We start from the raw sequence: 18886 nt of genomic DNA, 5'->3' as shown, positions 1-18886 counted from the left end.
ACCTAAAGCGTTTCCTGATTTGAGTCGCGTGACGCGTAACCCGCGTTTTCATCCGGAGCGTCAACTTCCGGACGGCAGCGATTCGGTCTTTGGAAACAAGGCGTTGTGTTCGGAGTTGAGAGGGGATTGCCGGGGATGAAGTCGAAGCATGTCGCTGTCCTGATGGGCGGGTTTTCGTCCGAGCGGCCTGTGTCCCTGTCGTCCGGAAATGCCTGTGCCGATGCGCTCGAGCAGGTGGGGTATCGGGTCGCCCGGGTTGATGTCGGTCGCGATGTCGGCGCGGTGCTTGCCGAGCTCAAGCCGGACGTCGCGTTCAATGCGCTTCATGGTCCCTTTGGCGAAGACGGCACGATCCAGGGCATCCTCGAATATCTCGGCATTCCCTATACCCATTCCGGCGTGCTGGCGTCGGCGCTTGCCATGAACAAGGAGCAGTCGAAGAAGGTTGCCAAGGCTGCCGGGATTCCGATTGCCGAAAGCCGGGTCCTCGACCGTTTCGCGATCGGCGACCAGCATCCGATGAAGCCGCCCTACGTGGTCAAGCCGGTGTCGGAAGGCTCAAGCTTCGGCGTGGTCATCGTCAAGGAGGATCAGTCGCATCCGCCGCAGGTGATCTCGTCTTCGGAGTGGCGCTACGGCGACACTGTGATGGTCGAGCGCTACGTCCATGGACGGGAGCTGACCTGCGCCGTGATGGGCGATGTCGCGCTCGGCGTCTGCGAGATCATCCCGACCGGGCACGCCTTCTACGATTATGATTCAAAATATGTTGCCGGGGGATCAAAGCACGAATGCCCCGCGAAAGTTTCACCGAATATTTACCAAAAAATACAAACACTGGCGCTCAAGGCTCACCAAGCGATCGGGTGCCGGGGCGTCTCCCGGTCTGACTTCCGGTACGACGACCGCCATTCCGAAAATGGAGAGGTCGTCTGGCTGGAGGTCAACACGCAACCCGGCATGACGCCGACGTCGCTGGTGCCTGAGATTGCTGCCCATGCCGGGCATACGTTTGGTGAGTTGTTGAGTTGGATGGTGGAGGACGCTTCGTGTTTGCGTTGAGATCAGGAGATAGCGGGAGGGTGAACGGCGCAACGCCGCGCGTCTTCGGGCTGTCCCTGTCCGCGGAGCATTTCGTGCTGCCGCGGCTGCTGCGCAAACCGGTTCGCATGCTGTCGCGCTTCGGGCGTGGGGAGTTCACTCCTCCGCCCTATGCCGCGTCGATGCTGACTGCGGCGTTCCTGGCCGCGAGCTCGCTCTATGGTGCTTATGTCGGCGGTCATTTCCCGGCGCTGGTCCAGGGCGTGACGGCGCGCAGCGGTTTTGCCGTCGACCAGATCAAGGTCTCGGGCAACCGCGAGACATCCGAAATCGACATTCTCGACAAGCTCGAGCTCGATGGCTGGACGTCGCTGGTCGGCTTCAACCCCGAAGAAGCGCGCGAGCGCATCGTCAGCCTGCCCTGGGTTCGCGATGCCGCCGTCCGCAAGGTCTATCCCGACACCATCGAGGTGCGTGTCGACGAGCGCGATGCGTTTGCCATCTGGCAGCATGGCAGCCAGCTCAGCGTCGTTGAAAAGGACGGCAAGGTCATTGCTCCCTTCACGGGCGGGCGCCAGGTCTCCCTGCCGCTCGTCATTGGTTTCGGTGCCGCCGAGCGCGGGTCCGATTTCGTCGCCAAGGTCCAGGCCTATCCGGAGCTGGCGTCGCGCGTGCGGGGCTACATCCGCATCGGTGAGCGGCGCTGGGACCTGCGTCTCGACAACGGCATCACCGTCAAGCTGCCGGAAAACAGGGTCGATACGGCTCTTGCCGATCTTGCTGCACTCGATCGCGACGACGCGATCCTGACGCGCGACATCTCGGCGATCGACATGCGTTTCGGTGACAGGTTGGTGGTGCAGCTCACGCCGGAAGCGGTCGAGCGTCGTGCCGACGCGCTGAAGGCCAAGCCGAAGGTCGTCAAGGCGAAGGCGGGGAGCAGAACATGAGCTGGCTTGGCGGTCAAAAAGATCCGGTTTCGCGTCGCTCGGGCATCCTCACGGTGCTCGATGTCGGTTCGAACAAGGTGTGCTGCGTGGTGGCCAAGCTGAAGCCGGCCGAAGGTAGCCAGTTGCTCAAGGGGCGTACTCACCAGGCCCAGGTCATCGGCATCGGCCACCAGAAATCGCAAGGCGTGAAGTCGGGCGTGGTCGTCGATCTCGATCGCGCCGAGCACGCCATCCGCCTGGCAGTCGACGCTGCAGAGCGCATGGCCGGGCTGACGGCGGACTCGCTGATCGTCAATCTCTCGGCCGGCCGCATCAAGAGCGAGGCTTTTACCGCCACGATCAATCTCGGCGGCCACGCGGTCGAGGAAGCCGACGTCCGGCGCGTGCTGGCTGCCGGCGCCAAGCAGGCGCTGAAGGCCGAGCGGGACGTCATCCATTCGCTGCCCGTGGCGTTTTCGCTCGATGCCGAACGTGGCGTGCGCGATCCGCGCGGCATGGTCGGCGACACGCTTGGCGTCGACATGCATGTGCTGACCGGCGATTCGGCGCCGATGCGCAATCTCGAGCTTTGCATCAACCGTTCGCACCTGTCGGTCGAGCACCTGGTGGCGACGCCCTATGCCAGCGGCCTGGCAGCACTGGTCGACGACGAGCTCGAAATGGGCGCCGCCTGCATCGACATGGGCGGCGGCACCACGACCCTGTCGGTCTTCTCGGAAGGCCGCTTCGTTCATGCCGACGCCATTCCGGTCGGCGGTAACCACGTCACCATGGACATGGCCAAGGGGCTGTCGACCCGGCTCGACGACGCCGAGCGTCTCAAGGTCATGCACGGCTCGGCACTGCCCGGCACCACCGACGATCGCGACATGATCAGCATCCAGCCGATCGGCGTCGACGACAACGAAGTGCCGCTGCAGATTCCGCGCTCTGTGATGACGCGGATCATTCGCGCCCGCATCGACGAGACGCTCGAACTGCTGCGCGACCGGCTCAACAAGTCTGGCTACGGCAATGCCGTCGGCAAGCGCGTCGTCCTGACCGGCGGCGCCAGTCAACTCGTCGGGCTGCCCGAGGCAGCGCGCCGCATTCTCGGCCGCAATGTGCGCATCGGCCGCCCGCTCGGCGTGGCAGGTCTGCCGGAGGCGGCCAAGGGGCCGGCTTTCGCGACCGCCGTCGGGCTTCTCATCTACCCGCAGATGGCTGGCATCGAGAGCCAATCGGCGCAAGGGATTTCCCGTTTCAGGGCGACGGGAACTGGCGGAAAACTGCATCGCATGAGTCAGTGGTTGAGAGACAGTTTTTAGGAATTGACGGGGACAGCCCCATTGGCGGCCGCACGGCGAAGCGGCTTGAAAGGCAAAAAGGACGAGGACTATGACGATCAATCTGCAAAAGCCGGACATCACCGAGCTCAAGCCCCGCATCACCGTGTTCGGTGTCGGCGGCGGCGGCGGCAATGCGGTGAACAACATGATCACTGCCGGCCTGCGCGGGGTCGAGTTCGTGGTGGCCAACACCGACGCCCAGGCGCTGACCATGTCGAAGGCCGAGCGCCTGATCCAGCTCGGCGCGCATGTCACCGAGGGTCTCGGCGCCGGTTCGCAGCCGGAAGTCGGCCGCGCCGCAGCTGAAGAGTGCATCGACGAGATCATCGATCACCTGTCGAACACCCACATGTGCTTCGTCACCGCAGGCATGGGCGGCGGCACCGGCACGGGTGCTGCTCCGGTCGTTGCCCGCGCCGCGCGCGAAAAAGGCATCCTGACCGTCGGCGTCGTCACCAAGCCGTTCCACTTCGAAGGCCAGCGCCGCATGAAGACGGCGGACTACGGCATCGAAGAGCTGCAGAAGTGCGTCGACACGCTGATCGTCATCCCGAACCAGAACCTGTTCCGCCTGGCCAATGACAAGACGACCTTCGCGGACGCCTTTGCCATGGCCGACCAGGTGCTCTATTCGGGCGTTGCCTGCATCACCGACCTGATGGTCAAGGAAGGCCTGATCAACCTCGACTTCGCCGACGTCCGTTCGGTGATGCGCGAGATGGGCAAGGCGATGATGGGCACGGGCGAAGCCTCGGGCGAGGGCCGTGCGATGGCCGCCGCGGAAGCTGCGATCGCCAACCCGCTGCTCGACGAGACCTCGATGAAGGGTGCGAAGGGCCTGCTGATCTCGATCACCGGCGGCCGCGACCTGACCCTGTTCGAAGTCGATGAAGCTGCGACCCGCATCCGCGAAGAAGTCGACCAGGACGCCAACATCATCCTGGGCGCCACCTTCGACGAGGACCTGGAAGGCGTCATCCGCGTGTCGGTCGTTGCCACCGGCATCGACAAGTCGGCCGCCGACATGGCCGCTGCACCTCTGACCATCCGCCAGGCACCGAAGCCGGCCCAGCGTCAGGTCGAGGCACCTCGTCCCGTCGTGCAGGCGGCACCGGTCGAGCAGCCGCGCATGGAAGTGCGCACCAACGACCCGGTCGCCGAGGCCATCCGCCTCGCCGAGACCAACGCCGCAGCCATGGCCCAGCCACGCCCGGCCGCACCGCAGGGTGAAGAGTTCCGTCCGCAGAGCAAGCTGTTTGCCGCTCCGCCTGCCCAGCCGCAGGTCCAGCAGTACCAGCCGCAGCCGCAGCAGTTCCACCAGCCGGTTCCGCAGCCGGTGGCCCAGCCGCAGGTGGCACCGCAGCGCGAAATGATGCAGCCAGCGCCGGTCCAGGCCCGCATGCCGCGCGTCGAGGACTTCCCGCCGATGGTGAAGGCCGAGGTGGAAGCCAAGGCCCAGCCGGCGGACCATGAGGACCGCGGTCCGATGGGCCTGCTCAAGCGCCTGACGAGCGGCCTGACCCGCCGCGAGGAAGAGCCGGCACGCCTGCAGCCCGCGCAGCCGCGCGAGCCGAAGCTGCGCCAGCCCGCGCCGGAGCAGCGCCGCGTCACCGGCCAGGAATCGCAGCTCTACGCGCCGCGCCGCGGACAGCTCGATGAGCACGGCCGCCTGGCACCGCAGGCACGGACTCAGGAAGACGACCAGCTGGAGATTCCGGCGTTCCTTCGCCGGCAAGCCAACTGAACTGTGAACGAGCAGTAACACTGTTTGAAAGGCGGGCGTCTCGACGCCCGCCTTTTGATCTGAAAAGATCAGTCAAATCATTGACTTGACGGGGCGAGTCGAAGCGTCTCGGCAGTTACACAGAGTAAGAAACCGTGATTTGGAGTCTATCATCCGGAAGACTATCTTCGCGCCGATTGGTGCATCCGACGGGACGTCTGTCCTGGATTTTGCGTGATGCATGCAGAGTTGGAATGTTGGGACGTCTTTCGCCGGTTCAGGCGGATGCATGGCGCCTCAAGGTCGGCCGGACGGGTGCAGTGGGGATGAGGCCCCGTCCATCAGAGCCGACAAGGGCCCGTCGCTGCAACGCGATGGAACGGGCCTGATTGGACGGGCATATGGGGATCGACTTGCAGGACTATCAGACAACACTCAAATCGCGTGTCACGCTGTCGGGCATTGGCGTTCATAGCGGCAAACCGGTAGCCATCCATTTCGCGCCGGCAGACGCGGATACGGGCGTGGTGTTTCAGGTTGCTGACCGAGAATTCCGCGCAATTGTGTCAGAAGTGGGTGCGACCGACCTTTGCACCTTGCTTGGTGACCCCGCCGGCCAGCATGTCGCCACGATCGAACATCTGATGGCCGCCCTGTTCGGCCTCGGCATCGACAATCTGGTGATCGAAGTCGAAGGCGCCGAAATTCCGATCCTCGACGGCAGTGCTGCGCAGTTTGTCGAAGCCATCGACCAAGCGGGCATCGAGGTGCAGGGCGTCAAGCGCCGCTACATCCGCGTTCTCAAGCCGGTGCGAATCGAAAGCGGCGCCTCGTGGGCCGAGTTCCGCCCCTATGGCGGCACGCGATTCGAGGTCGAGATCGATTTCGAAAGCCCGGCGATCGGCCGCCAGTCCTTTGCTTCCGACATCAACGACGACATCTTCCGCCGCGACATCTCGCGTGCCCGCACCTTCGGCTTCATGAAGGACGTCGAGCGCCTGTGGGCAGCCGGCTACGCACTCGGTTCGTCGCTCGAGAATTCCGTCGTCATCGGCGACGACAACCAGATCATCAACATCGAAGGCTTGCGTTTTCCGAACGAATTCGTGCGCCACAAGACGCTCGATGCGATGGGTGACCTTGCCCTTGGAGGTGCGCGGTTCATCGGCTGCTTCCGTTCCTATCGCGGCGGCCACAGGCTGAACGCGGCTGCGTTGCGCCGCCTGCTTTCGGACCGGTCCGCCTTCGAGGTCGTCGAGACGTCGCGCCGCGAGCGCGGCCGTTCGGCCGAACTGATTGCCGTCAGTGCCGCAGTCCACGCGCCCTGGACCCTCTGACGGAAGGCAAATCGCCGGTTTGACGGTGTGGCGTGGCTGCACCACTCGCCCGGCGAAATGGCATGCATCTTGACCTGCCACAAAATTGCGCGATTGCCGGCTGATAGCGTTGCCCGGCACGGCCAGTTGTGATCTATGGCCATTGCCTAAAAGCGAAACAGCGCCAAAGGGGCGAAACTCTGTGATGTCATTGATACGAGCCGATCGATCGAAATTGCGCGTGAAGCCTCTGGTTGTGGCGCTTTCGCTCGTCGCTCCGACGCTTGCGCTGTCCGGCTGCATGTCGGGCGAAGCCGATGTCGATCTGGCAACCTATGTCGAGCAGACCGAACCGGCCGACGTGCTCTACAATCAGGGCCTCGCCAACCTCAATGCAGGCCGCCTCAAGGAGGCCAGCCGCAAGTTCGAGGCGGTCGACCGCCAGCACCCGTATTCCGAGTGGGCACGCAAGTCGATGGTGATGGGCGCTTTCGCCAGCTATCGCCAGGGTTCCTATGAAGAGGCCATCAATTCGGCCAAGCGCTACCTCGCGCTCTACCCGTCGACCGATGACGCGGCCTACGCGCAATACATCATCGGCCTCAGCTATTTCCGCCAGATCCGCGACGTGACGCAGGACCAGAAGGAAGCCCGCCGCACCATCGAGGCGATGACCGAGGTCGTGCAGCGCTGGCCGGCGTCGGAATATGTCGACGACGCCAACGCCAAGATCCGCTTCGCCCGCGACCAACTCGCCGGCAAGGAAATGCAGATCGGCCGCTATTATCTCGAGCGCCGCGAATACATCGCCTCGGCAAAGCGGTTCCGCAATGTCGTCGAAAACTACTCGAACACCCGACATATCGAAGAAGCGCTCGCCCGTCTTGTCGAGACCTACTACGCGATGGGCCTGACCTCGGAAGCCCAGACGGCAGCTGCCGTGCTCGGCCAGAACTATCCTGACAGCCAGTGGTACAAGGATTCGTACAAGCTGCTGCAGACCAGCGGTCTCGAGCCGCGTGAAAATGCCGGCTCATGGATTTCCAAGGCCGGGAAGATGTTCTCCGGCGCCTGACCTTCGATAGATGCTCTCGCGCCTGTCGATCCGCGATATCGTCCTGATCGAACGGCTGGACATCGATTTCATGCCGGGCCTGTCGGTGCTGACGGGTGAGACCGGTGCCGGCAAATCCATCCTTCTCGACGCATTGTCGCTCGCGCTCGGCGCGCGCGGCGATGCTTCGCTCGTCCGCCACGGTGCCACACAGGGCCAGGTGACGGCGGTCTTCGACGTTGCGCGCAACCATCCGGCGCGGACGCTGCTCGCCGACAATGCCATCGACGACGACGGCGACATCATCCTGCGCCGGGTGCAGACCGCCGACGGGCGCACGCGTGTCTTCGTCAACGACCAACCTTCCAGCGTGACCCTGATGCGCGACATAGGCCGCGCTTTGGTCGAGATTCATGGCCAGCACGACGATCGCGCACTGGTCGATGGTGGCGCCCACCGCGAGGTGCTCGATTCGTTCGGCGGCCATGTCGGGGAGGCGAGGGCGACGGCGGAGGCCTGGAAACTCTGGCGTACGGCCGAGCAGGAGCTGTCGCGCCATCGCGCCCGCGTCGAGGCTGCGGCGCGCGAGGCCGAATATCTTCGCGCGTCGGTCACCGAACTGGCCAAGCTCGATCCGCAACCGGGCGAGGAAAGCGAACTCGCCGAATTGCGCGCCGCCATGATGCGGGTCGAAAAGATCGCTTCCGAGATCCAGGACGCGCAGGACGTGCTGTCCGGCTCGTCGTCGCCGCTGCCGCAGCTGGCCAGCCTGTTGCGCCGGCTGCAGCGCAAGGCGGCCGAGGTGCCCGGCCTGCTCGACGAGGTGGTGAAGTCGCTCGACGAGGCGATGATCTCGCTCGATGCCGCGCAATCCGGCGTCGATGCGGCGCTGCGCGCAACGGAATATGATCCGCAGCGGCTGGAAAAGGCCGAAGAGCGCCTGTTTGCGCTGCGCGCCGCCGCCCGCAAGCACAATGTCGCCGTCGACAATCTGGCGCAGCTGCGCGACACGATGGTTGCCGACCTGGCCGACCTCGATGCGGGCGAGGGACGGCTGCAGGTGCTGGAGCAGCAGGCGAAGGCGACGCGCGATGCCTATGACCGCATCGCTTCCAGCCTGTCGGAACTGCGCCAGACGGCAGCCGAAGGCTTACGCAAGACGGTCATGGCCGAGCTGCCGGCGCTCAAGCTGGAGCGGGCCGAGTTCATAGTCGAGATATCGAGCGAAGCCGACAACCGCATGCTCGAGGGCATCGACCAGGTCGAGTTCTGGGTGCGCACCAATCCGGGCACGCGTCCTGGTCCGATGATGAAGGTCGCGTCGGGCGGCGAGCTGTCGCGTTTCCTGCTCGCGCTCAAGGTGGCGCTTGCCGATCGCGGCTCGGCACCGACCCTGGTGTTCGACGAAATCGACTCTGGCGTTGGCGGTGCTGTGGCCGATGCCATCGGCCAGCGCCTGGCTCGTCTTGCCAGCCGGGTTCAGGTGCTGTCGGTGACGCATGCGCCGCAGGTCGCGGCACGGGCTGCGACGCATTTCCTCATCTCCAAGAAGGGCAACACCGACAAGGTGGCGACCGGCATCCATGAGATGGACCGCACGGCGCGGCAGGAGGAGATCGCGCGCATGCTCTCGGGCGCGTCGATCACCGAAGAGGCTCGCGCCGCCGCAGAGCGGCTGCTGCGCGAAAATGTTGCCGCTGCTTCCTGAGCCGCATCATTGACAGGTCTATGTCAGGAGCGATCGCGATCCTGCTGATTTGACGTGGAATTCGGGGTGGGCGGCTCCCGCCCGGGCGCATCCTCATTTATGGTGGCGCCGCACGTCAGCCGGAGTCGCACAATGTCCGAGAAACCAGTCGATTCGCTGAGCGAGGCAGAAGCCGCGGCGGAACTTGCGCGGCTGGCCGAAGAAATCGCAGGCCATGACCTGCGTTATCACGCCGAGGACGCGCCGACGATTTCGGACGCGGACTATGATGCTCTTCGGCGACGCAACCTCGCCATCGAACAACGCTTTCCCGGCCTGGTGCGCGAGGATTCTCCGTCCAGATCGGTGGGAGCTGCCGTCTCGGAAAAATTCGGCAAGGTCGCCCATGTCGTGCCGATGCTGTCGCTCGACAATGCTTTCGCCGACGAGGACGTGAGCGAGTTCGTCGGCCGCATCCGGCGCTTCCTCAGGCTCGGTGCGGACGAGGCGGTGGTGATCACCGCCGAGCCCAAGATCGATGGCCTGTCGTTGTCGATTCGTTATGAGAACGGGCGGCTGGTGACGGCGGCGACACGCGGCGACGGCCAGGTCGGCGAGAATGTGACGCCCAATGCCCGCACCATCGCCGACATTCCGAACGTCCTGAAGGGCGATTTCCCTGAGGTGCTGGAGGTGCGTGGCGAGGTCTATATGAGCCATGCCGACTTCGCCGAGCTCAACCGGCGCAATGCCGAAGCCGGCAAGCAGATCTTCGCCAATCCGCGCAACGCGGCCGCCGGCTCGCTGCGCCAGCTCGACACCTCGATCACCGCCAGCCGGCCGCTGCGCTTCTTTGCCTATGCCTGGGGCGAGGTGAGCGAGATGCCCGCCGACACGCAGATGGGCATGGTCCGGGCCTTCGACAGCTACGGGTTCAAGATCAATCCGCTGATGAAGGTGTTCGACAGCGTCGAGGGGCTGTTGTCGCAATACCGCATGATCGAGGCCAACCGGGCGACGCTCGGCTACGACATCGACGGCGTGGTCTACAAGGTCGACCGCCTCGACCTGCAGCAGCGACTGGGCTTCGTCTCCCGCTCGCCGCGCTGGGCGATCGCGCACAAGTTTCCGGCGGAGAAGGCGACGACGACGCTTCTCGGCATCGACATCCAGGTCGGCCGCACCGGCTCGCTGACGCCGGTGGCGCGGCTGCAGCCGGTGACGGTGGGCGGCGTGGTGGTGACCAACGCGACGCTGCACAACGAGGACTACATCAAGGGCATCGGCAATAGCGGCCAGCCGATCCGCGAAGGCCGGGACATCAGGGTCGGCGACACCGTCATCGTCCAGCGCGCGGGCGACGTCATCCCGCAGATCCTCGACGTCGTCATGGAAAAGCGCCCGGTCGACGCCCAGCCCTACCAGTTCCCGATCCGCTGCCCTGCGTGCGACAGCCACGCGGTGCGCGAGGAGGGCGAGGTGGTGCGGCGCTGCACCGGCGGCCTGATCTGCCCGGCACAGGCGGTCGAGCGGCTCCGCCATTTCGTCTCGCGCAACGCCTTCGACATCGAGGGGCTGGGCGAAAAGCAGATCGAATTCTTCTTCCAGTCGCAGGATCCGGCGCTGCATATCGGCTCGCCGGCCGAGATATTCACGCTCAAGCGGCGTCAGGAGGGATCGCTCACCAAGCTGGAGAACATCGACGGTTTCGGCGCGACCTCGGCGCGCAAGCTGTTTGCCGCCATCGACGATCGGCGAAAGGTCGAGTTCTCTCGCTTCCTGTTTGCGTTGGGCATCCGCCACATCGGCGAGACCAACGCCAAGCGACTGGCACGCCACTACATCAGCTTCGATGCCTTCCGGCAGGCGGGAACGGCTGCCGCCATGCCCGAGGGCAAGGGCGACAAGGGCAACGCCGCCTGGCAGGAACTGACCGGCGTCAACGGCATTGGCGGCATCGTCGCCGAAGCGGTGGTCGAGTTCTTTGCCGAAGAGCACAATGGTCAGGTGCTCGATGCGCTGCTGGCGGAAGTGACCCCGCTCGACGAGGAACGCATCGGCGACGTGTCGTCGCCGGTATCGGGCAAGACCGTGGTCTTCACCGGCTCGCTCGAAAAGATGTCGCGCGACGAGGCCAAGGCGATGGCCGAGAAGCTGGGAGCCAAAGTGGCAGGCTCGGTGTCCAAGAAGACCGATCTGGTGGTGGCAGGGCCGGGGGCGGGCTCGAAACTCAAGGCTGCGACCGACCTCGGCATTGAGGTCATCACCGAGGACCAGTGGTTCGAGCGCGTCGGGCAGGCGGGCTGATCGACTTCATGCGTGCACTTGCCATCGACTTCGAAACTGCCAACGAGCAGCGCAGCAGCCCCTGTTCCGTCGGCCTGGCCTGGATCGAGGACGGCGCGGTGATCCGCGTCGAGGAGCGGCTGATCCGCCCCAAAGATATGCGTTTCTCGCGCTTCAACATCGCCGTCCACGGCATCCGTCCGGAGCATGTCGAGGATGCTGCCGAGTTTCCAGAGGTGATGGAGGAGTTCGAGGCCGACCTCTCGGACACGCTGCTCGTCGCCCACAATGCGTCGTTCGACATGAGCGTGCTGAGGGCGAGCTATCAGTTGTACGGGGTCAGCTGTCCCAGCATCGACTATGCCTGTACGCTCAAGATGGCAAAGGCGGTGTGGCAGGATCTTGCCTCGCACCGGCTGAACGAGGTGTCGCGCCATCGACTTCTCGTTCAAGCACCACAATGCGGCCGAGGACGCGCATGCCTGCGGCGAGGTGGCGCTGGCGGCCGCGCGCAAGCTGAACGTGTCGGCGATGCGCGACCTGCCGATCAGGCTCGAGATGACCACGGGCCGGCTCCATGCCGGCGGCTACACGCCCTGTTCGGTGAAGCGGGCCGCCAAAAAGCGCTGAGTTCCGCTGATGGTTGGCTCAAGCGAATTGATGTGACAGGGCAAGCCGGCTGACTTATTCAGGGCCTCTTTCGAGAGCGCGGTGCATCCGAATAGACGTACAAAGGACGCTCTAAAGTGAATCTGTGCATCGTGCACTCCGAAAATCGGTTCCGATTTTCGCGCCGAAGCGCAAGGCGGCGGGCATTCCGACGAGTGCAGATCTGCTGCTCTATCTGTTCTTGGGTCGCATTTGTGCGACGCCAGACGTTCCGTCTGGCTGCAGAATGCTCAGGGAGGTTGGACAAATGAGCGATCGGCTGGCGCAGTTTTCGCGCGGTGCCCGGATGAGCGTGCCGGTGGTGGTCGCATCGGCGCCTTTTGCCGTGCTATTTGGAGCACTGGCCGTGGATAACGGGTTCACGGTGGCCGAGGCGACGCTGATGAGCGCCACCATCTTCGGCGGCGCCAGCCAACTGGTCGGCATCGAACTGTTCGGCCAGCATGTCGCGCCTTGGCTTGTCGTGCTGTCAATCTTTGCGGTCAACTTCCGCCACGTGCTCTATTCAGCCGCTATCGGCCCTCACATCGCGCACTGGCCCTGGGCCCAGCAGGCGATCGCCTATTTCTTCCTGACCGATCCGCAATATGCCGAAGCGGAGCGCATTCGCGAGCAAGGCCACAAGGTCAGCTTCGCCTGGTACATGGGCATGGGGCTGACGCTCTATGTGTTCTGGGTGGTGGAAAGCTGCATCGGTGCGCTGTTCGGCCGGCTGATCCCCGACACCCATGCGCTGGGGCTCGACTTCCTACTGCCGATCTATTTCCTCGGCATCGTCATGAGCTTCCGCAATCGGCCGCGCTGGCTGCCCATCGTGATCGCCAGCGCAATCGCTTCGATGGTGGCCTACAAGACCGTGGGCTCGCCCTGGCATGTTTCGCTTGGCGCGCTTGCGGGCGTGCTGTTTGCCGCAGCGATGCCCATCCGCATCGAAGAGCCGGCAGAGGCTTCGACATGAGCACGACCTTCTGGATCATCATCGCGGGAGCGGTTGCGACCTATCTGACGCGTGTGGGCGGGCATCTCCTGCTGTCCCGTTTCGAACGCCTGCATCCGCGCGTCGAGGCGGGTCTCAATGCCGTGCCGGCGGCCGTGCTGACGACGCTGGTGGCGCCGGCGGCACTCTCGGCCGGGCCGGCAGAACTGGCGGCACTTGCCGTGGCGGCCGTCGTCGGGCTGCGCGGCGGCCTGATGACGATGTTCCTGGCCGGCGCTGCCGTGCTGATCGCACTCAGGCACTTCATCGGCTGAGTTGGTCGGGGCGGCGATGTCCCGCTGTTGGAGCGCTGTGCGTCCTTCGACAGGCTCAGGATGAGGAGTGTTGGCGCCGTTGCCTTGCGTCAGCGCTATCGAAGCAGGGCAAGTCTACATCTTCAAATGCGCGCAACGCCACAATTGACGAGCGCAAAGGATCTTCATCCTGAGCTTGTCGAAGGACGCACGGCCGAGCCACAGCGCTGCAGATAACGGCCCCTGACAGGGCCGGTCTGCGGCACCCCTCAGACGATCGGTGCCGTCGCCTTTTCCAGCCATGCCAGCGTTTCGCCGTCGAGCATCGGTCCGATCTCGGCCAGCACGCGTGCATGGTAGGCGTTGAGCCAATCCAGTTCTTCTCGGGTCAGGAGATCGGCGCGCAGCAGGCGCTGGTCGAAGGGGGCCAGAGTCAGCGTTTCGAAACCGTGCATGGCGATATCGCCGCCCGGAATCGCCGCAGTCGGGGTCACCAGGATCAGGTTCTCGAGCCGGATGCCGTAGTGGCCTTCTTTGTAGTAGCCTGGCTCGTTGGAGAGGATCATGCCGGCGAGCAGCTTCTCCATGCCCGTCTTGGCGATGCGCTGCGGACCCTCGTGCACGGCAAGGTAGGAGCCGACACCGTGGCCGGTGCCGTGGGCATAGTCCAGCCCATGCTTCCACAAGGCGATGCGTGCCATGGCGTCGATGTCGGCGCCGCGCGTGCCGGCCGGGAACCGGGCGACCGAGATCGCGATCATGCCCTTGAGCACCAGCGTGAAACGCTCGCGCATCTCCTCCGTCGGCTGGCCGACCGGCATGGTGCGGGTGATGTCGGTGGTGCCGTCCTGATATTGCGCGCCCGAATCGAGCAGGAACAGCTCGCCGTCGCCGAGCACGCGGCTGGTGGCGCGCGAGACGCGGTAGTGCATGATCGCGCCGTTGGGTCCGGCACCCGAGATGGTGTCGAAGGAGACGTCGCGCAGCGGCATCTGGGTCTCTTCGCCGGTCTGCCGGCGGCATTCCTCCAGCCTGGTCACCACCGCGATCTCGTCGAGCTTGCCCCGCTCCTGCCGGTCGAGCCAGCAGAGCAGCTTGGCCACCGCCGCACCGTCGCGGCGATGGGCAGCGCGGGAGCCTGCGATCTCGGCGGCGTTCTTGGTGGCGCGGGGAAGGCGGGCCGGATCTGGCGACGCAACGACTGTGCCGCCATTGTCCTCGATCAGGGCACGCAGCCTGTCGGCGGCGAGCACGGGATCCAGCGCGATCCTCGCGCCCGCCTTGGCGAGGGCCGTGACTGCGTCGTCGAGCTTGCCTGGCGCCTTGATGTCGGCGAGCTGGGTGAGATAGGCCTCCTCGGTGCGGCCGAGCTTGCGCTTGTCGATGAAGACGGCATGCGCGCCGTCGGCCGCCAGAATGGCAAAGCCGAGCGCGAGCGGGGTGTGCGGCACGTCGCCGCCGCGGATGTTGAAGGCCCAGGCCAGCGACGACGGGTCAGTGAGGATCGCGTGGGTTGCGCCTTCGGCATCGATCGCCGCAGCCAGCCTCTTGAGCTTGTCCTTGGCGAGCTCGCCCGCCAGAGCCTCGGGATGGATCTCGACCGGGGCCAGCGGCGCGTCGGGCTGATCTTCCCAGATCGCGTCGATCGGGTTGCGGGCGAGGGGAACCAGGGTTGCACCTGCCTTCTCCGCCGAGGCGGAAAGCGCCTTGACGTCGCCGATGGTGTGCAGCCATGGGTCGAAACCCAGCCGCGCGCCGGCGGGCAGGCTGTCCCTGATCCAGGCGGACGGCGGGTTTTCGATCAGGCTCTCGATCGAAAAGATGCCGAGATCGACCTCGTCGCGCACCTGCAGGGTGTAGCGTCCGTCGACAAAGACATAGGCGCTGTCGGCAAGGACGATCGCCACGCCGGCCGAACCGCTGAAGCCGGTCAGCCAGCGCAGCCTGTTCGAGCGCGCCGCGACATACTCGCCCTGGTGCTCGTCGGCACGCGGCACGATGAAGCCGTCGAGGCCGTTCACCCTGAGCCACTGCCTGAGGAGCGCGGTGCGCGGCTTGCCGACGGAGGGATCGCCTGCTGAATCGAAGGACTGGAACATGGTGGTTTCCCGGAATCTGGATGTCCGGCGAACCTATCTTCGTGCGCCACCACTGGCAACGCCGCCGGCTTGTGCCACGGCCGTCAGTTCTTGAGGTGGATCGTCACCCAGCCTTCCCTGTGGAAGGTCTCGACATGGCGGAACTTCGCCGCGACATAGGCTTCGACCACCGCGTCGTGCTGACGGTCGAGGATGCCCGAAAGGACCAGCGAGCCGTTTGGCGCGAGATGCGCTGCCATGTCGGGCGCAAGCTGCATCAGCGGCTGCGCCAGGATGTTGGCGACGATCAGGTCGAACGGGCCGCGCGCGGCGAAGATCGGATCGTCGAAGCCTGCCGCCGTCGCGGTCTCGACATGGTCGCCGGCGCCGTTGAGGCGGACATTGGCGGCAGCGACGTCGGTGGCGACCGGGTCGATGTCGGTGGCGAGCACCGGGATCGGCGCCAGCTTGGCGACGGCGATGGCGAGAACCGCGCTGCCGGTGCCGAGATCGAGCGCGTTGGCCGGATGCTCCTCGGCGACGACCTTCTCGATCATTTCCAGGCAGCCAGCCGTGGTGCCGTGGTGGCCGGTGCCGAAGGCAAGGCCGGCCTCGATCTCGATGGCGATCTGGCCGGGGCGCACGTCGTCGCGGTCATGACTGCCGTGGACGATGAAGCGGCCGGCCTGGACCGGCTTCAGGCCTTCGAGCGACTTCGCCACCCAGTCGATGTCGGGAAGGACCTCGCGGTCCAGGGCGCCCTTGTGGCCGGCTTCGGCAACGACCTCGGCCATGCGGCGGGCGATGTCTTCGACATCGCCGTCGGTGTAGAGCGAGACCTCGTGGATGTCGCGGTCCTCATCGACCTCGATCACGGCGATCGGCCAGCCATCTTCCTCGAAGGCGGTTTCGAGGGCCGAGAAGATGCGGTTCGCAGCTTCGCGGCCGGTGGTGAGGTAGAGCCGTGTCTGGGTCATGTCGGGTCCGGTCGAGGAGGGTCAGCCTTCGTTCGCCAGGCGCTTGAGCTTGGCGAGCGCAGTCTCTGGCTTTTCCTCATAGGCGATGGTGCCGAAGAAATCACCCTTGCTGTCGAGCAGCAGGACCGATGCGGTGTGGTCCATGGTGTAGTCGCCGCCCTCGGTCTCGACCTTCTTGGAGTAGATGCCGAACGACTTTGTCATGGCGGCGATCTTGTCGGGCGAGCCGGTGATGCCGGTGATGCGGTCGGAGACGTTGGTGACGTAGGTGTTCATCACCTCGGGCGTATCGCGCTCGGGGTCGACCGAGACGAAATAAGCGCGGATGTTCTTGCCCTCGTCGCCCATCTGCTTGAGCAGGCCGTCGAGTTCGAACAGCGTCGTCGGGCAAACCTCGGGGCAATGGGTGAAGCCGAAGAACACGGCGCTTGGCTGGCCGCGGAAGGCGGCTTCGGTGATTTCGCCGCCCTTCTGGTCGACCAGCACGAATGGCGCGCCGAAGGCCTGAGCGCTGTTCCTGCTGCTGTACCAGTCGAAAGTCAGCCAGCCGACGCCGGCTGCCATCAGGATCAGAATGCCGGCAAGGATCGTGCGCATCATCGATTGTGATTCCATGGTGTGATTTGTGACCGCCTCAGAAGCACCAGGACATGCCTGCTTCGACCAGCGACATGAAGATGCCGGCGTCCTTGTCGAGCCAGGAGGCGAAAGCGAGGCCGGTGGCAGCCGCAAACGCCGTCAGGCCGAGCGCGATCCACGCGGTCGTCGAAAGCGATATGGGCAGAGCCTGTTTCATCACCCTACATAGCGCGCTACGCGCGTTGCCAAAAGGGACATGTTGACGCCCTCATTTGCCCACAAGACACCTTTTCGCGAGCAGGATGCATGACGATGCGGCTTGCAACGCGCGGACCGCCGACCCAAGTGTGGGCGGACAGCATTCCAGGAGGTTTCGATGAGGCTTGCCTTTTTTGTCCTAGCTACCGCCCTTGCGCCCGCGGCTGCGGCCCCCGCCAATGCCCAGCAGGTGGGCGAGGTCGGCGTCGACTGGCTCGGCAACGACATCATCGTCGAGGCGATCAAGGATCCCGAGGTCGAGGGCATCACGTGCCACGTTTCCTATTTCGACCGCGGCGTGATTGACCGGCTGCAGAAGGGCAACTGGTTCGAGAATCCCTCCGACAGCGCGATCTCCTGCCGCCAGACCGGGCCGATCACCATCGGCGAGATCGATCTCAGCGAAGAGGGCGAGGAGGTGTTCAAGCAGGGCATCAGCCTGATCTGGAAGGAGCAGGTGGTGAACCGCATCTACGACAAGAAGAACGAGACGCTGATCTATCTCGCGCATTCGCGCCAGGTGCAGGACGGCTCGGCGAAGATGTCGATGACGACCGTGCCGCTGTACAACCAGAACGTCACCTGGACCAAGGGCAAGCCGCAATAGCTTGCGGGCAAGGTGGCGCGGGCGTAAATCCGCGTCATGGACACACCTGCAGACCTTCGCTTCAAGGATGACGAGCCGCGCATCCACCCGACGTCAGAGCTGAAAGGCTGCCGGCTGGGCCGTCATGTCGCCATCGGCGAACGCGTCGTGCTGCGCGAGGTCGTCGTCGGCGACTATTCCTATTTCGAGCGCCACGCCGAGGCGATCTACACCACCATCGGAAAATTCTGCTCGATCGCCGCCAATACCCGCATCAATGCGCTCGATCATCCGATGGAGCGGCTGACCACCCACAAGGTGAGCTACCGGCCCAACGAATACTTCCGCTATCTCGGTGTCGACGGCGATTTCCGCGAACGCCGCAGGGCAAAGCCGGTGACGGTCGGCCATGACGTGTGGATCGGTCATGGCGCGGTGATCATGCCCGGGTTGACGATCGGCAATGGCGCGGTTGTCGGGGCGAATGCGGTGGTGACCAAGGACGTGGCGCCGTTCGAGATAGTCGCCGGGGTGCCGGCGAGGCGGTTGAAGCTGCGCTTTCCCGCCGAAATCGCCGCCCGCATCGAGGCATTGGCGTGGTGGGACTGGCCGGCCGAGCGGCTGTTCGAGGCCATTCCGGACATGCAGAGCCTGCCGATCGAGGCGTTTCTCGACCGCTGGAGCTAGGACGGCCGGAACTGCGCCTGGCCATATCCCAGGAGGAGGGCATGCCGGAATTCCGTATCAAGCGCGTCTACGACGCACCGGCGCCGGAGGATGGGTTCCGGGTGCTTGTCGACCGCATCTGGCCGCGTGGCATCAGCAAGGAAGCCGCGGCGGTGGAGCTGTGGGCGAAGGAAATCGCGCCCTCGACCGAACTGCGACGGTGGTTCAGCCATGACCCGGCCCGGTGGGGCGAATTCCGCAGGCGATACCTGGCCGAACTCGACGGCCAGCACGAGCGGCTGGAGGCAATGCGCAAGCAGGCCGGCGGCAGGCGGCTGACGTTGGTCTATTCGGCCCGCGACCAGATCCAAAACCAGGCCGTCGTGCTGAGGGACGTGCTGGAAGGCCTGTAGCACCTGCGCGATGGAACCAGCCGGCATTCCGGCGGTTTTCCTGCA

17 protein-coding genes and 1 pseudogene are annotated in these 18886 nt (G+C 64.9%); 14 read left to right on the top strand and 4 right to left on the bottom strand.

Features of this window, described 5'->3' with window-relative positions:
* The first annotated feature begins 135 nt into the window (after positions 1 to 135).
* From ASC75_RS01555 to ASC75_RS01505, 11 genes and pseudogenes are all read left to right on the top strand, one after another.
* Positions 136 to 1062 (top strand): D-alanine--D-alanine ligase, encoded by a 927-nt coding sequence (locus ASC75_RS01555; protein WP_055969698.1) that lies wholly within the window; start codon positions 136 to 138, stop codon positions 1060 to 1062.
* Positions 1050 to 1991, top strand: coding sequence for a cell division protein FtsQ/DivIB (locus tag ASC75_RS01550; RefSeq protein WP_055969695.1), 942 nt, complete (start codon positions 1050 to 1052; stop codon positions 1989 to 1991). Before ASC75_RS01555 ends, ASC75_RS01550 begins: the two co-directional genes overlap by 13 nt.
* Entirely contained in the window at positions 1988 to 3298 is a 1311-nt protein-coding gene (ftsA, locus tag ASC75_RS01545; protein ID WP_055969692.1) for a cell division protein FtsA, read from the top strand. Before ASC75_RS01550 ends, ftsA begins: the two co-directional genes overlap by 4 nt.
* A 70-nt stretch (positions 3299 to 3368) precedes the next feature.
* Positions 3369 to 5063: a cell division protein FtsZ gene (gene ftsZ / locus ASC75_RS01540; protein ID WP_055969689.1), complete on the top strand. Its 1695-nt coding sequence runs from the start codon at positions 3369 to 3371 to the stop codon at positions 5061 to 5063.
* Positions 5064 to 5443: 380 nt separating this feature from the next.
* Positions 5444 to 6379, top strand: coding sequence for a UDP-3-O-acyl-N-acetylglucosamine deacetylase (gene lpxC, locus ASC75_RS01535; protein WP_055969686.1), 936 nt, complete (start codon positions 5444 to 5446; stop codon positions 6377 to 6379).
* A gap of 184 nt (positions 6380 to 6563) precedes the next feature.
* Positions 6564 to 7433, top strand: coding sequence for an outer membrane protein assembly factor BamD (locus ASC75_RS01530; RefSeq protein ID WP_055969683.1), 870 nt, complete (start codon positions 6564 to 6566; stop codon positions 7431 to 7433).
* A gap of 10 nt (positions 7434 to 7443) precedes the next feature.
* Positions 7444 to 9120 carry a DNA repair protein RecN gene (gene recN, locus ASC75_RS01525; RefSeq protein ID WP_055969680.1) on the top strand — a complete coding sequence of 559 codons (1677 nt, stop codon included), beginning with the start codon at positions 7444 to 7446 and terminating at the stop codon, positions 9118 to 9120.
* A 132-nt stretch (positions 9121 to 9252) separates the two neighbouring features.
* Positions 9253 to 11406, top strand: coding sequence for an NAD-dependent DNA ligase LigA (gene ligA / locus ASC75_RS01520; RefSeq protein WP_055969677.1), 2154 nt, complete (start codon positions 9253 to 9255; stop codon positions 11404 to 11406).
* An 8-nt stretch (positions 11407 to 11414) separates the two neighbouring features.
* Positions 11415 to 12015 (top strand): annotated as a pseudogene (locus ASC75_RS01515) (3'-5' exonuclease).
* 286 nt (positions 12016 to 12301) lie between these two features.
* Positions 12302 to 13012 (top strand): AzlC family ABC transporter permease, encoded by a 711-nt coding sequence (locus ASC75_RS01510; protein ID WP_244487728.1) that lies wholly within the window; start codon positions 12302 to 12304, stop codon positions 13010 to 13012.
* Positions 13009 to 13305 carry an AzlD family protein gene (locus tag ASC75_RS01505; protein WP_055969670.1) on the top strand — a complete coding sequence of 99 codons (297 nt, stop codon included), beginning with the start codon at positions 13009 to 13011 and terminating at the stop codon, positions 13303 to 13305. Before ASC75_RS01510 ends, ASC75_RS01505 begins: the two co-directional genes overlap by 4 nt.
* A 248-nt stretch (positions 13306 to 13553) precedes the next feature.
* Here ASC75_RS01505 and ASC75_RS01500 read toward each other — a convergent pair whose 3' ends face one another.
* From ASC75_RS01500 to ASC75_RS26330, 4 genes are all read right to left on the bottom strand, one after another.
* The gene (locus ASC75_RS01500) at positions 13554 to 15383 is read right to left on the bottom strand and encodes an aminopeptidase P family protein (protein ID WP_055969667.1); all 1830 of its coding nucleotides are present in this window, start codon (positions 15381 to 15383) and stop codon (positions 13554 to 13556) included.
* Between the two features lie 83 nt (positions 15384 to 15466).
* Positions 15467 to 16339 (bottom strand): 50S ribosomal protein L11 methyltransferase, encoded by an 873-nt coding sequence (locus tag ASC75_RS01495; protein ID WP_055969663.1) that lies wholly within the window; start codon positions 16337 to 16339, stop codon positions 15467 to 15469.
* Positions 16340 to 16360: 21 nt separating this feature from the next.
* Positions 16361 to 16939: an SCO family protein gene (locus tag ASC75_RS01490; protein ID WP_055969658.1), complete on the bottom strand. Its 579-nt coding sequence runs from the start codon at positions 16937 to 16939 to the stop codon at positions 16361 to 16363.
* A gap of 34 nt (positions 16940 to 16973) precedes the next feature.
* A complete protein-coding gene (locus ASC75_RS26330; protein WP_184117358.1) occupies positions 16974 to 17135 on the bottom strand; it encodes a hypothetical protein in 162 nt (53 codons plus the stop codon).
* Between the two features lie 159 nt (positions 17136 to 17294).
* On the opposite strand from ASC75_RS26330, the gene ASC75_RS01485 reads away from it, so the two are divergent.
* Genes ASC75_RS01485 through ASC75_RS01475 form a run of 3 tightly spaced genes read left to right on the top strand, consistent with a single transcriptional unit; the run spans position 17295 to position 18841 of the window.
* The gene (locus ASC75_RS01485; protein ID WP_055969654.1) at positions 17295 to 17783 is read left to right on the top strand and encodes a CreA family protein; all 489 of its coding nucleotides are present in this window, start codon (positions 17295 to 17297) and stop codon (positions 17781 to 17783) included.
* 36 nt (positions 17784 to 17819) lie between these two features.
* On the top strand, positions 17820 to 18449 hold the full coding sequence (locus ASC75_RS01480) for a DapH/DapD/GlmU-related protein (RefSeq protein WP_055969652.1): 630 nt from the start codon (positions 17820 to 17822) through the stop codon (positions 18447 to 18449).
* Between the two features lie 41 nt (positions 18450 to 18490).
* Positions 18491 to 18841 (top strand): DUF488 domain-containing protein, encoded by a 351-nt coding sequence (locus ASC75_RS01475; protein ID WP_055969650.1) that lies wholly within the window; start codon positions 18491 to 18493, stop codon positions 18839 to 18841.
* Positions 18842 to 18886: the final 45 nt, after the last annotated feature.

The sequence above is a fragment of the Aminobacter sp. DSM 101952 genome, from assembly GCF_001424795.1.
Classification (GTDB): Bacteria; Pseudomonadota; Alphaproteobacteria; order Rhizobiales; family Rhizobiaceae; genus Aminobacter; species Aminobacter aganoensis.
This window is presented reverse-complemented; position numbering and strand designations above follow the sequence as displayed.